The sequence below is a fragment of the Mesorhizobium sp. M0491 genome (genome assembly GCF_040321265.1).
In the GTDB taxonomy this organism is placed as follows: Bacteria; Pseudomonadota; Alphaproteobacteria; order Rhizobiales; family Rhizobiaceae; genus Mesorhizobium.
On record NZ_JAMYRE010000034.1, the window covers coordinates 1 to 13221 of the forward strand.

General features: G+C 63.1%; 16 protein-coding genes. 7 read left to right on the plus strand and 9 right to left on the minus strand.

Annotation, left to right across the window (positions count from 1 at the left end; all coding sequences use genetic code 11):
• Positions 1 to 152 precede the first annotated feature (152 nt).
• Entirely contained in the window at positions 153 to 1034 is an 882-nt protein-coding gene (locus NKI69_RS30665) for a LysR family transcriptional regulator (protein ID WP_127269182.1), read from the minus strand.
• A gap of 221 nt (positions 1035 to 1255) precedes the next feature.
• Here NKI69_RS30665 and NKI69_RS30670 point away from each other — a divergent pair, with 221 nt between their 5' ends.
• Positions 1256 to 2203, plus strand: coding sequence for a DMT family transporter (locus NKI69_RS30670; RefSeq protein ID WP_023811106.1), 948 nt, complete (start codon positions 1256 to 1258; stop codon positions 2201 to 2203).
• Here NKI69_RS30670 and NKI69_RS30675 read toward each other — a convergent pair whose 3' ends face one another.
• From NKI69_RS30675 to NKI69_RS30685, 3 genes are all read right to left on the minus strand, one after another.
• On the minus strand, positions 2204 to 2575 hold the full coding sequence (locus NKI69_RS30675) for a response regulator (protein WP_023811105.1): 372 nt from the start codon (positions 2573 to 2575) through the stop codon (positions 2204 to 2206).
• Positions 2576 to 2773: 198 nt separating this feature from the next.
• A complete protein-coding gene (gene hpt, locus NKI69_RS30680) occupies positions 2774 to 3316 on the minus strand; it encodes a hypoxanthine phosphoribosyltransferase (RefSeq protein ID WP_023811104.1) in 543 nt (180 codons plus the stop codon).
• 23 nt (positions 3317 to 3339) lie between these two features.
• The gene (locus tag NKI69_RS30685; RefSeq protein WP_352723178.1) at positions 3340 to 3984 is read right to left on the minus strand and encodes a hypothetical protein; all 645 of its coding nucleotides are present in this window, start codon (positions 3982 to 3984) and stop codon (positions 3340 to 3342) included.
• Between the two features lie 192 nt (positions 3985 to 4176).
• On the opposite strand from NKI69_RS30685, the gene ftsE reads away from it, so the two are divergent.
• The 3 genes from ftsE to NKI69_RS30700 all read left to right on the plus strand — a co-directional run bounded on the left by ftsE (position 4177) and on the right by NKI69_RS30700 (position 6683).
• The gene (ftsE, locus tag NKI69_RS30690) at positions 4177 to 4836 is read left to right on the plus strand and encodes a cell division ATP-binding protein FtsE (protein WP_010911739.1); all 660 of its coding nucleotides are present in this window, start codon (positions 4177 to 4179) and stop codon (positions 4834 to 4836) included.
• Complete coding sequence (locus tag NKI69_RS30695) at positions 4829 to 5824, plus strand: cell division protein FtsX (protein WP_352723179.1); 996 nt, start codon at positions 4829 to 4831, stop codon at positions 5822 to 5824. The genes ftsE and NKI69_RS30695 overlap by 8 nt, the downstream gene beginning before the upstream one ends.
• Positions 5825 to 5957: 133 nt before the next feature.
• Positions 5958 to 6683, plus strand: coding sequence for a YdcF family protein (locus NKI69_RS30700; RefSeq protein ID WP_128304658.1), 726 nt, complete (start codon positions 5958 to 5960; stop codon positions 6681 to 6683).
• Here the strand turns inward: NKI69_RS30700 and NKI69_RS30705 are convergent, their stop codons facing one another.
• Both NKI69_RS30705 and NKI69_RS30710 read right to left on the minus strand, forming a co-directional pair.
• Positions 6684 to 7316, minus strand: coding sequence for a pyridoxamine 5'-phosphate oxidase family protein (locus NKI69_RS30705; RefSeq protein WP_352612748.1), 633 nt, complete (start codon positions 7314 to 7316; stop codon positions 6684 to 6686).
• Positions 7317 to 7337: 21 nt separating this feature from the next.
• Positions 7338 to 7808, minus strand: coding sequence for a nuclear transport factor 2 family protein (locus tag NKI69_RS30710; RefSeq protein WP_352631955.1), 471 nt, complete (start codon positions 7806 to 7808; stop codon positions 7338 to 7340).
• Between the two features lie 116 nt (positions 7809 to 7924).
• Here NKI69_RS30710 and NKI69_RS30715 point away from each other — a divergent pair, with 116 nt between their 5' ends.
• Entirely contained in the window at positions 7925 to 8827 is a 903-nt protein-coding gene (locus tag NKI69_RS30715) for a LysR family transcriptional regulator (protein ID WP_352723182.1), read from the plus strand.
• Positions 8828 to 8946: 119 nt separating this feature from the next.
• Positions 8947 to 9747: a lysophospholipid acyltransferase family protein gene (locus NKI69_RS30720; protein WP_023811098.1), complete on the plus strand. Its 801-nt coding sequence runs from the start codon at positions 8947 to 8949 to the stop codon at positions 9745 to 9747.
• A gap of 25 nt (positions 9748 to 9772) precedes the next feature.
• On the opposite strand, the gene NKI69_RS30725 is transcribed toward NKI69_RS30720, so the two are convergent.
• From NKI69_RS30725 to NKI69_RS30735, 3 genes are all read right to left on the minus strand, one after another.
• Complete coding sequence (locus tag NKI69_RS30725; RefSeq protein WP_352723184.1) at positions 9773 to 10399, minus strand: LysE family translocator; 627 nt, start codon at positions 10397 to 10399, stop codon at positions 9773 to 9775.
• A gap of 91 nt (positions 10400 to 10490) precedes the next feature.
• Positions 10491 to 11438: an aldo/keto reductase gene (locus NKI69_RS30730; RefSeq protein WP_352723186.1), complete on the minus strand. Its 948-nt coding sequence runs from the start codon at positions 11436 to 11438 to the stop codon at positions 10491 to 10493.
• Positions 11439 to 11559: 121 nt separating this feature from the next.
• Complete coding sequence (locus tag NKI69_RS30735; RefSeq protein WP_352723187.1) at positions 11560 to 12081, minus strand: gamma-glutamylcyclotransferase; 522 nt, start codon at positions 12079 to 12081, stop codon at positions 11560 to 11562.
• A gap of 141 nt (positions 12082 to 12222) precedes the next feature.
• Here NKI69_RS30735 and NKI69_RS30740 point away from each other — a divergent pair, with 141 nt between their 5' ends.
• Positions 12223 to 13221, plus strand: a complete 999-nt coding sequence (locus NKI69_RS30740; RefSeq protein WP_023811094.1) for a DUF2125 domain-containing protein — start codon at positions 12223 to 12225, stop codon at positions 13219 to 13221.

A 13221-nucleotide genomic window follows, 5' to 3' on the forward strand; every position in this document is an offset into this window, starting at 1 on the left:
CCTCCAATCCAGCCAGCATCTTGAATCACAAACATCCGGCTTTGGGAATCCTACGATTCTCTCAAAATAGGAATCGCTCTAGGCGTGGAAGAGACGCCTTGGAAGACCCGCGAGATATCGGTCGCCGATCCGTTCGGCAACAGGCTGCATTTCTACGAGGATGCCGCCGGCTGACTGAGCCTGTTGACGAAGGCTTCGCGGATAGCATCCTGCATGCCGTCGATCGCCTCGCCTGACGCATTCGGGTTGCGGTGCATCACCACGTTCGAGGAATCGATGGCGCCGAATCCGTCTGCCGTGGTCAGTTCACGACAGCCGTCCGGAATGTTGCTTCGCGAAATCGGCGCGATCGCCAGTCCGGAGGTGACGGCGAGCTTGAGGCCGCCGGTGGTGTCGCTGGTATAGGCGACACGATAGGCAAGATCGCGCTGCTCCAGTGATTTGATGGCAAAGTCCTTGCACCAGCCGGCCCGGTTGTAGAGCGCGATCGGCACCGGCTGTTCCTCATGCATGTGATGCAGGGTCGACGTCACCCACACGGTCGGGTCGTGCATCAGCACTTCGCCGCCGGCAGGATCCTGCCATTCGAACACCACGCACAGATCGAGCTCGCCGGCGGCGAGCGCCGCCATCTGTGCCCCGGAATGGGCATAGCGCACAGTGACTTCGACCTGCGTATGACGCTTCGAGAAGGCGCCAAGAGCGCGCGACAGGATGGCGTGGCCATATTCCTCCGGAATGCCGATGCGAACCGGACCGCCAAGCGGCGCTGCCGCCATCGATGCCGACGTCTCGTCGAGCAGCGAGACAATGCGGCGGGCGTTGACGATGAGTTCGCCGCCGCGCCGCGTCAACGCGACGCCGCGCGAACCGCGCTCGAACAGGCTGGCGCCGATCAGCTCTTCGAGCTTCTTCATCTGCATCGACACCGCGGATTGGGTGCGGCCGGCCTGCTCCGCCGCCTTGGTGAAATTGCCGGTCTCGGCAATCGCCACGAAGGTGCGCAGGAGGTCGCTGTCGAGGGTCGGCCGCATGAAACCCGCCATAAGAGAATTTGATTGCTGGCATCATTCCAATTCGTTTGCAACATGTCAAACGGCGGACGATAGTGGCCTCACCCATTGGATATGCGGCTGCGAAATCAGCCGCGGACCAATCAAGAGTCCTCACTCGTGCCCGCTGCCCGAAACGGTGGCGGGTTCTTTTTACCCGCAAGCGGCAGCTTCGGATCGTACGCGCAGGAGCCTGGATGCAGATGCAGAATCGGATGGTGGGCGGCATCCTGAGCCTGTGCCTCGGCGTGCTGGTCTTTTCGCTGCAGGATCCGCTCGTCAAAGCCGTGTCGAGCGGCTATCCAGTGACCGAGGTGATGGCGATCCGCTCGATCGTCGCCCTGCCGATCCTGATCGTTCTGGTCCATGCCGATGTCGGCTTGCGGGCGATCCTGTCGAAGCGATTCGGCATGCTGACGGTGCGCGCCTTCATTCAGTTCACCTCCTATACGATGTACTACCTAGCCATCGCTGCCTTGCCGCTTGCCGATGCGGTGGCGCTTTATTTCATGGCGCCGCTGTTCATCATGGTGCTGGCCGGGCCGTATCTTGGCGAGCGCGTCTCCTGGCAGACACTGGCAACCGTGCTGATCGGCTTGTTCGGCGTCCTCGTGATGCTGCGTCCCGGCGCAGGACTGTTCGACTGGGCAGCGCTGCTGTCGCTGGGCTCGGCGGCGCTCTATGGTTTTTCGCAGCTGATGGCCCGCAAGATCGGCGATACTGAATCGTCCACCGTCATGGCCTTCTATCAGAACGGCGCCTATCTGGTCGGCGCCGCCGTGGTTGCCGGGGCGTTTCATCTAGCCGGCATCACCCACGCCGTCCACCCGAGCCTGGAATTCCTGGTAAGGCCATGGCTTTGGCCGACGCTGCCGGATTTTCTCAAGATGGCCGCCTGCGGCTTCGTCGCCTCCGCCGGCATGATCCTGCTGTCGCAGGCCTACCGGATGGCGCAGGCCAACCGCGTTGCCACCTTCGAATACACCGGCATCCTGTGGTCGCCGCTGTGGGGTTTCCTGTTCTTCGCCGAAGTACCGCGGTCGACGACCGTCATCGGGGCCGCCTTGATCATCGGCGCCGGCCTGTTGGCGCTCAACACCGAACGACGCAAGAGCGCAGCCCCCGTGCTCGCTACTGCCGATCCAGCCTGATCAGGCGAAGCAGATCAGCGCCCGTTCGACGCGCGAGCGGATTTCGGCCAGCGTGAAGGGCTTCTGCACGACATCGAGGATGATGCCGTTCAATTCCTCGGCGCGCTCGCGCTGGTCGGCATAGCCGGTCATCAGCACGATCTTGATCGCCGGAAACAGTGCCGCAGCCGCGATCGCCATCTCGATGCCGTCCATCTCCGGCATGCGGATGTCGGAGACGACGAGATCATAGCCGCCACGCGCGGCCTGGATCAGCGAAAGCCCCTGCGCGCCGTCCGCCGCGATATCGATTGTGTGCCCGGCGCGTTCAAGCGCGCGGGCGGCCAGGGTGCGGACGGACTCATCGTCCTCGACGATCAGAAGCTTTGCCATGGCCGGCATATTTGGCCGCCAAAAGTTGACTTTTCCTGAAAGCCCAGAGCAATTCAGGAAAAGTGTGAGACGGTTTTCCCGGGAAAAGTGCAAAGCGCTTTCCCTTGGGAATTGCGTCAAAACAAAAAACTAGAGCGGTTCGGCGTTTTCGTGAAGCGACGACCCGCTCTAAGCGTCAGCAAACCTTTTTGATGCCGCTCAGACATCCCCTTTGACGACACCGACAAACGGCAATTCGCGAAAAGCATGGGCGACATCCATGCCGTAGCCGACGACGAAATAGTCGGGGCAGTCGAAGCCGACATAATCGGCATTGAGCTCGGTCTGGCGGCGCATGCGCTTGTCGAGCAGCACGGCGATCGAACAGCTCTTGGCGCCCCGCGACAACATCAGCTCGCGGGTAAAGCTCAGCGTCTTCCCCGATTCGAGAATGTCGTCGATCAGCAGCACGTCGCGGCCGGCGACCTCATTGTCGATGTCGCGCAGCACCCTCACCTCGCCGCTGCTGGTGCCGGCGCCGTAGCTGGAGATGAAGATGAATTCGACCTCCGGCGACAGGCCGACATCGTGCATGGCCCGGATGAGATCCGCGGCGAAGATGAACGAGCCCTTCAGCACCGAGATCACCAGCAGATCGTGATAATCGTGTCCGGCAATCTCCTTGGCGAGCTCGAGATTGCGCCGCGCGATCGCCGATGCCGAAAACAGAACCTCGATGTCCTTGCCGCGTACGATGGGCATTGATGGTCTTCCCCGGTGATCGCCTATTCGGCGAAAGTGACCGACACGGTCTTCACACCGTTTCTAGGCACGTCGAGCCTGCTGGCAAAGCCGAATCTTTCGCCCGACGCCAGCGAACGGCCGGATGTCCCCAACGTATAGCGGGTGGTCTGCCCGTCATTGCCGGTCACCCGGATTTCAAGCAGCGGCAGCTGCGTCGGTTTCGCACCATCATTGACGGCCTCGCCATCGACGAACAGTGCGGCGTTCGGCCCGGTAGCGTCGACGCGTGACGTGACGCCCGAAATGCTGAGCGCCGACGCCTGCGCGCTGGACAGGAACGGCGCCTGGCGCACCAGCGCGTGCCCACCGGAGACCCAGAACGCGGCCAAGGCAGCGCCGATACCAGCGACCCAGAAGATCGGCCCGCCGCGCGAGGCCGGTAGCCGCTCCGGTGAGGCTTCGGGCTTGCGCAGCATGTCCATGCCTTCGATGGGCGGCGTGACGATCGCGCGCGGCAGCGGCGAAACGCTTTCCACCGCAGGCGCAAGGCGCGGCATCACCACGTAGTGGGCATCGACGATGTCGCCGGCCGAACCACGCATGAACCTGTCCGCTGCGGCAATTGCCGCCGAATCGGTCATGATTTCGCCGGAAACCGGGCGCGCGGTTCGATCGTCAGCCATCATGGCCCCAGCATTGCAGCACGTGTTCGCTTTTCGTTTCTTTTGCGTAAACACAAATGGTTAACGCTTCCCCACCGGAGCCCTCGTGACGAGCCGAAAGAGCCCAGAAATTAACCGCCGGTTAACCATGCCGGCCGATGGTCTTTACCCAGAACAGGCCGGCTCGCCGCCGTGCCGAAATTCAGGTCGTCGAAATTGATTCGTTTCGAAAATGTCGGCCTCCGCTATGGCATGGGTCCGGAAATCCTCCGCGACATCTCCCTGCACATCCCGGAGCGCTCCTTCCAGTTCCTCAGCGGGCCTTCGGGCGCCGGCAAGACGACCTTGCTGCGCTTGCTGTTCATGTCGCTGAAGCCGACGCGCGGGCTGATCACCATCTTCGGCAAGGATCGCTCGCGTATCTCGCGCACCGAGCTGCCGCATCTCAGACGCCGGATCGGCGTGGTGTTCCAGGATTTTCGCCTGCTCGACCACATGACCACTTACGAGAACGTCGCGCTGCCGCTGCGCGTGCGCGGGCGCGAGGAGGCGAGCTACCGCACCGATGTCACCGAGCTGTTGAAGTGGGTCGGGCTGGGCGAGCGCATGCATGTGCTGCCGCCGGTTCTGTCCGGCGGCGAGAAGCAGCGCGCCGCGATCGCGCGGGCGCTGATCGAGCAGCCGGAAATCCTGCTCGCCGACGAACCGACCGGCAATGTCGATCCGCCTCTGGCGCGACGGCTGCTGCGGCTGTTTATCGAGCTCAACCGCCTCGGCACCGCGGTGGTGATCGCCACCCACGACCTTGGCCTGATGGAACAGGTCGACGCGCGCCGCATGATCCTGGCCGGCGGAAGGCTGGACATCTATGACTGAACTGTCCGCCGAACATTTTGTGGAACGGGAGCAGGACGCCGAGGCGACCGAGGCAAAGCCCCGCGCCCAGCGCAGGATGGCGCCGATCGTGCCGGCGCAGAACATCGCCGGCCGGGCACTGGTACTGGTTATCGCCATCATGACCTTCCTGTCCTGCCTGACTTTCGGCGCGGTGACGCTGGTGCGCGACACGGCGTCCGTCTGGGAGAACCAGATTTCACGCGAGGCAACGATCCAGATCAAGCCGGTCGACGGCCTCGACATGGAGGCGGCCCTGACCCAGGCCTCGCAGATCGCCGGCGAATTTCCCGGCGTGAAGGGGACCCGGATCATCGACCGCGAGGCGACCGCGAGGCTCCTGGAGCCCTGGCTGGGCTCGGGCCTCAACATCGACGAATTGCCGGTGCCGCGACTGATCATCGTCACCATCGACGAGAACAGCCCGCCCGATTTCGCCGCCATGCGCGCCGCGATCACGCCGAAACTGCCGAGCGCATCGCTAGACGATCACCGCACCTGGGTTGACCGGCTGGTGGCGATGGCCCGCACGACGGTGACCATCGGCATTGCCGTGCTGGCGCTGATGCTGTCGGCGACCGTGCTGACCGTGGTGTTCGCGACGCGCGGCGCCATGGCCGGCAACGGTCACATCATCGAGGTGCTGCATTTCGTCGGCGCCGAGGCACGCTTCATCGCGCGCGAATTCCGCCGGCATTTCCTGGTCACCGGCATGAAGGGAGCAGCGGCTGGCGGTGCCGCCGCAGTGCTCGTGTTCATCGTCTTTTCCTGGTGGTCGTCGCGCAATATGGCGACGCCGCAGGCCGACCAGGCGGCCGCCCTGTTCGGCAATTTCGCCATCGGTTCGGCAGGCTATCTCGGTGTCGTGTTGATGGTGCTGGTGATCGGCGGACTGACGGCTGCCACGTCCCACGCCACCGTGGTTGCCTATCTCAGCGACATCGATGTCCGCCAACCGGATGCAGGCTAATTCATGTCGCCCAAAAGTGGGAACCGGTTTTGGGACAACGCCATGGATAAAACAGGGTGATCACGGATGGAGAATTCACGTAACGCAAAGTGCGTCTTTTACCTACCCAAAGCCGCATTTCAGGATTAACCATATGGCGATGGACGCGCGGGATTCGACCGGTACGGCTGGGCAGATGCCAGTGGTGGTTGCCCGTTCGCATGACCGCCGCGCTGTGAGCCGTCTAAGAGCCGCGTTGCGCCTCTCGGCTCTGTCTCTGCTCATCCTCGCTACGTTGTTTGCCGGCGGTTTCGGCTGGTTCGCCAACAAGGTAAGCCATCTGACGACGCCCGCCAATCCGGCCAGGGCGGACGCGATCATTGTCTTGACCGGCGGCCAGTCCCGCCTCGATGCGGCGATGGATCTGCTGGCGTCCGGCAAGGGCGAACGGCTGCTGATCAGCGGCGTGCACCCTTCGGCCAGCCGTCGCCAGCTGCAGGCAGCGACCGGCGGCGACAAGAAGCTGTTTTCCTGTTGCGTCGACATCGACCGCGCCGCGCTCGATACGATCGGCAATGCGGAGGAAAGCGCCAAATGGGTCGAGAGCCACGCCTATGGCACGGTGATCCTCGTCACCAACAATTATCACATGCCCCGCAGCCTGCTGGAAATGGGCAGGCTGCTGCATGGCGCCAAGCTCGAGCCCTATCCGGTGGTCAATTCTAACCTCGACAATGGCGGCTGGCTGACCAAGCCGCGGGCATTGCGCGTGCTGTTCACCGAATACAACAAATATCTGCTGGCGCTGGCGCGCGGCATCGTGCCGGTCAAGCCGACGCCTAACGGCATCGCACTGGCCGAAACCGCGGCCGGCGGCTGATTATTCCCCTGCGGCCGCGCCCGAATTTCCCCTGAGCCGTGCGATCTCCTGCTCAAGGCGTTCGATACGCTTGTCCCGCTCTTCGAGTGCCGCCGCCACGTCGGCCGCCTCGAACCGTTGCGGGATATGCTGCGGGCAATTGGCATCCCAGGCCGAGACCGTGAACAGGATGACCTGCTCGGGGCGCGCCTTGTAGTCTTGCGGCATCAGTTTCGCCATCAACTCGGCGTCACTCTCGACGACCCGCGCCGTGCCCCAGATCTTGATGCGCTGGCGGTGCATATAGTCGATCAGGAACAGGAACGCCCTTGGATTGTCGGCCAGATTGCCCTGCGTGATGAACTGCCGGTTGCCGGCAAAATCCGCGAAGCCGATCGTGTGTTCATCCAGCACCTTGAGGAAGCCGGCGGGTCCGCCGCGATGCTGGATGTAGGGCTGGCCATCGCCATTGGCCGTCGACAGGAAAACGCTGGTCTGCATCTCGATGAAGGCGGCAAGGTCAGGGGTGATGACAGCTTGCCAGCCGCCACGCTCCTCGACGCGGGCATAGGACTGACGCGAGCCCTTGCGTGCCTGGATCGCCTTGACGGTCGGCGTGAAGGCGACGTCGCTGGTGAAAGCATGCGCGTTCATCGAAAGCCTCCTGGAATTGCTCTAAAGCCCGAGTTCCGACAGTGTTGGGTGATCGTCCGGCCGCCGGCCGAGCGGCCAGTGATATTTGCGGTCAGCCTCGCCGATCGGCAGGTCGTTGATGCTGGCGATGCGCAGGCGCATCAGTCCATGTTCGTCGAATTCCCAGTTCTCGTTGCCGTAGCTGCGGAACCATGAACCGCTGTCGTCGTGCCATTCATAGGCGAAGCGCACGGCGATGCGGTTGCCGTGGAAGGCCCAGACCTCCTTGATCAGACGATAGTCAAGCTCGCGGCTCCATTTGCGTGTCAGGAACGCCTGGATGGCATCGCGCCCTTGCAGGAATTCGGCCCGGTTGCGCCAGCGACTGTCCATTGTGTAGGCAAGCGCGACCCGTGCCGGATCACGGGAGTTCCAGGCGTCCTCGGCCATGCGCGCCTTTTGCGCTGATGTCTCTGCGGTGAAGGGCGGCAGTGGCGGCCGGGCTTCGGACATGGCAACTCCTTTGCGAGGCCATGCTGCAGGCAGGCCGATACCCAATATAAAGCCTTCCATCCTTCCAATGCAGATGGCATATTTGCAACTCATCCTTCCATTTTCCGGAAGAAGTTATGGATCGTCTCGAAGCCATGTCGCTCTTTGTCGCCGCGGTGGAGGCCGGCAGCCTTTCCGCGGCCAGCCGCCGTTTCGGCATTCCGCTGGCGACGGTCAGCCGCAAGATTTCCGATCTCGAGCGCCATCTGAACACACGTCTCCTGAATCGCTCGACGCGACGGCTGACACCGACCGATGCCGGCCAGACCTATCTTGCCGCCTGCCGCCGCATCCTCGACGACGTCGGCGAGGCCGAACGCACGGCAGCCGGCGAATACAGTGCTCCGACCGGCGAACTGGCCATCACCGCGCCGGTCGTCTTTGGCCGCCTGCACGTGCTGCCGGTCGTCACCGGCTTTCTCGCAGCCTATCCCGACGTGGACATCCGCCTGATATTGGCAGACCGCATAACCCAGCTGGTCGAGGACCATTTCGACCTCGCCATCCGCATCGGCCGGTTGCCCGATTCGAGCCTGGTCGCCATGGGCGTCGGCGCGATCCGCCGCGTCGTTTGCGCCAGCCCCGCCTATCTGGCTGAACACGGCACGCCGATCACCCCGGAAGATCTGGAAACACACGATTGCATCACCTTTGAGGGACTTGCTTCCGCCGCCACCTGGAGCTTCATCAAGGGCAAGGCAGAAATCCCGGTTCAGGTCCATTCACGGCTTCAGGTCAACACCGCCGAAGCGGCCATCGATGCGGCGATTGCCGGCGTCGGGCTCACAAAAGTGCTCTCCTACCAGATCGAGGCCGCGCTGCGGTCCGGCATGCTGCGCGTCCTGCTGGAGGAGTTCGAGCCAAATCCATGGCCGGTAAGCCTGGTGCATGCGGGCCATGGCCTGCTGCCGGTGAAGCTGCGTGCCTTCCTCGATTTTGCCGGCCCGCGCCTGAAGGAGCGGCTGGCGCGGCTGAAGTAGCGGAACCGGGTCTCCCCAATCGGCGACCGCTTTCTTCGTCGGTCAAGGCGCCCTGCGGCCATTTCCTTTTTCCCCGCGCTTGGTGTAACCAACGCTCACCTCCTCACCGGGCCTCCCCCATGCTCTATGCCAGATCGCTGACGTTCAATTTCGTCTTCTACGTCAACCTGATCGTCCAGATGATCCTCTGGACCCCCTATTATTTCCTGTCGCCCCGTCACCGCGCCTGGTTCGTGCCGAAATTCTGGTCGCGCACCTCGATGTGGCTCTTCGACAAGATCGCTGGAACGAAGAGCGACATCACTGGCCAGGAAAACCTGCCAGCAGGCTCGTTCATCCTGGCGCCCAAGCACCAGTCGTTCTGGGACGCGATCGCCTTCTTCCCCTTCCTCCAGGACCCGCTCTACATCTTGAAACGAGAGCTGACCTGGATCCCGTTCTTCGGCTGGTACATCATGAAGATGCGGATGATCCCGGTTCACCGCGGCAGCCGCTCGAAGGCGCTGAAGGCCGTGGTCGCCGCGACCAAGGAGGAGATGGCGCGCAACCCTCGCCAGCTGATCATCTATCCCGAGGGCACACGCCGGGCACCGGGCGACGAACCGGCCTACAAATACGGCATCGTCGAAATCTATGCGCAGCTTGGCGTTCCGGTGGTGCCGGTTGCCCATGTCGCCGGCCTGTACTGGCCGCGCCGGAAATTCCTGCGCTACCCCGGCACCATCAAGGCACGCTTCCTGCCGCCGATCCCGCCCGGCTTGAGCAAGGACGAATTCATGGCCCGGCTGATCGGCGAGACCGAGGCTGCCTGCGACCAATTCCTGATTGATGTGGCGCGCGGTCCGAGCCCGCCTGCCTTGCCTCCGACAGCGGTGAAAAGGCTGCAAGAGCTGGACGCGGCTGAAAGAACCAAAGCCTGAATCGGAAGTCTCCGGCCGACAGTTCTCAACCGAACACGGCCGGCGTGGTGGTCAACACCAGCGTCGCGGCAAAGACCAGATTGATGATCCGCGAGGCCGCCGGCCGGCGCAGGAAGCGCGCGAACGATGCTCCCACGACAAGCCACAGAGCATGGATGGCAACGATCATCAGGGCGAGAGCCGTCAGCTTCAGCCATGGACCAAGCTCAGTGGCGCCCTGTTTGGACGAAGCACCGGCGAACACGGCGGCGATCGCCACATAGGCCTTTGGATTGGCGACCGCGAGAAGGAATCCAGCCAGCCATGTTGGACACGAAGCCTCGGCGCCGCGTGCTGCCATGGGCGGCGCCGTGGCGATCTTGAAGGCGAGATAGAGGATGTAGGCCGCGGAAGCGAAAGCCAGCAACGGCGCCAGCCTCGGCATCGCGGTGAGCACCGCCACGACCCCGGTCGCGACAACCAGAAGCACGGCGATCGTGCCCAGTATGATTCCCCAGGCATAACCCAGCGAGCGGCGCAAACCGAAGGCAGCGCCATCGGCGGTAACGCTTATCGTCGCCGGTCCCGGGCTGCCCATGATCACCAGGGCGGCAAGCATCAGCGCGAGAAGTTGTCCCCAAAAATCCGGCTGCGAAAGAAGCGGCTCAGCCATTTTATCCTCTGTCCTGCCTTGCGCGAGGAGACGGTATGGCAGGACCAGAGGGGCGTCTTGGACGTTCGTGCGAGGCGTGGCGCCTGAAGCTTCAGCCGCTCGCTCTGTCGAGTTCGGCCATGTCGTCGGCGGTCAGTTTCAGCGACGCTGCCCTGATCAGGCTGTCCATCTGTTCAGGCTTGGTGGCGCTGGCGATCGGCGCGGTGACGCCCGGCCGAGCGATAACCCAGGCAAGCGCCACTTCCGCCTGCTTGGCCGAATGCCTTGATGAAACCGCGTCGAGTGCCGCAAGGATGCGCATGCCGCGCGCATTGAGATAGTCCTTCACCCCGCCGCCACGCGGGCTTTGACCGAGATCGGCTTCGCTGCGGTATTTGCCGCTGAGGAAACCCTTGGCCAGGCTGAAATAGGTGATGACGCCGATGTCCTCGGCCACGGATAGATCGCGCAACGGCCCATCGAAGGACGAGCGATCGTAAAGATTGTATTCCGGCTGCAGCACCTCGTAGCGCGGCAGGCTGCGCAAGCTCGCCACATCGAGTGCGGCACGCAACTGGCCGGCGTCGAGATTCGAACAGCCGGCATAGCGGATTTTGCCCTTGGCGAGCAGCTTCTCGTAGGCGCCAAGCGTTTCTTCATAGGGCGTTGCAGGGTCCGGCCAATGCGACAGATAGAGATCGATAAACTCGGTCTGCAGCCGCTTCAGCGATGCATCGACGGCCTTTTCGATGTATGCGGCGGACAGGTCCTTGTGCCCCTGCCCCATATCCGAACCGACCTTGGTGATCACCACGACCTTGTCGCGATTGCCACGGTCTTTCATCCATTTGCCGATGATGTTTTCCGATTCACCGCCTTTGTGGCCGGGAACCCAGCGCGAATAGGCATCCGCCGTATCGATGGCGTTGAGGCCGGCGCCGACGAAGCGGTCGAGCAGGTCGAACGAGGTTTTCTCGTCGGCGGTCCAGCCGAAGACGTTGCCGCCCAGAACCAGCGGCGCGATGGACAGGTCGGTGCGACCGAGACGACGTTTCTGCAAGGCGTATCTCCGGGATGATTGGGGCGGGCAAATGGCGCCCGCGGGCTGAGAGTCGGAGCCTAACCTAGGTCTTGCCTGAACGAGGTCAAAGGCCTGGCCGCCTTTTTCCGCAGAGCCAGCTTCACAAAGGCGCGACCTGCCTGGCGACATCCTCCAGCCAGTGGTCGCGGATGCCCAACGCCTCGAGATGCTCAAGCGTGCTCAGCACATAGTCCTCGTTGTTGCCGGACTGGCCGACCGCGCCGCGCACCACGGCCGCCGCATCCGCCGCGTCGAGCGCTCCGACATATTGCTCGTGGTGGCGGTCGACAATGTAGACCACCGCGTCGACCGTACCGCCCCCGTCGAGGCGAATCTTGAGCATGCGCTCCAGATAGACATTGGTGACCAGTTCGCGCTCGCGAAGATAGGCCATGACCTCGTCGTGCAAGTCGCCGGGAACGCGGAATGCGAGGCCGACGCAGGACCCGCCACGGTCGAGGCCGAGCACCAGCCCCGGCCGCTCGCGCGTTCCGCGATGCACGAAGGAATAGACGCAGAGCGAGCGCCGGTAGCCATGCAGGCGGGCACGCTGTGTTTCGACATGCGCGAATCCCGGCCGCCAGATCAGCGAGCCATAGCCAAACACCCAAAAATCGCCCATATCGCCGCGCCTGATTGCAAAAGATGCCAACACCGAACCGGACCGGTGTTTTTTCCGCCCGTCCCGTCTAACTATTCGTCTGTCTACCTGGCGGAATCGCCTACCCGTCCGCAACACCCATGCGTTAACGAGAGCCAAAGCATGACGTCAAGTGACGAACGCCAGCCGAACAAACGTCGCCGTGTGGTCTGGCTTGCAGCATTCATCGTCGTGCTGTTCGCCCTCTACAGCGGCGGCTGGTTCTATCTGGCTGACCGCGTCAGGAGCGAAGCCGACAAGGCGGTTGCCACGCTCAACAAGAATGGCGTCGAGGCCGGCTGCGGCAATCTCCAGGTCAGCGGCTATCCCTTGAGCTTTACCGTCTCCTGCGACAACCTCGCCTATGAGGACGATGCCAAGAACATTGCGGCTTCAGCCGGCAGTTTCAACGCAGCCGCCCAGATCATCCAGCCTCTGTCGCCGGTTGCCAATCTGCGCGGCCCGCTCAGGACCTCCGTTCCGGACATGGTGCCGCTGTGGATAGACTGGGACAATCTGCAGGCCAATTTCAAATTGTGGTGGCCGCTGCCGCAGCGGATTTCGCTGGAGGCAGAGGGCCTTTCCGGCCAGACCGACCCGGCCGACGACACCGATCCGGTGCAACTGTTCAGCGCCGGCAAGGCATCGGGTCAGTTGCAGCCCAACGGTGAGGATATCGACTATCTCGGCAGTTTCGGCGATCTCGAGATCGACCCCGACGCAATTGGCGGGCGCGTGCTTCCGGCGCTCGATGCCAGTGGCGACGTCACGCTGAAGAACGGTGTCGCGTTGATCGGCACGCAGGTGAAGAGCCTTCGTGGCCAGGCGATCGAAATCCGCAACCTCGACCTGTCGTCGGGGACGGCGCGCGTCACCGTTTCGGGACCGCTCTCGGTCGATGCCGAGGGCCTGATCAACGCCGATCTGATGATCAGGCTGAAGGACCCGAAGGCGGTGGCGGCCATTCTCGGCGCCGCCATACCCGAGCAGAAAAGCCAGATCGAGCAGGGCTTTGCTGCCCTGGCGGTGCTCGGCAACGAACCGTCGATGCCGCTGAAGGTGGTCAGGGGCAAGGCCTCGCTCGGCTTCATTCCGCTGGGCAAGATCAAGCCGGTGGAATAG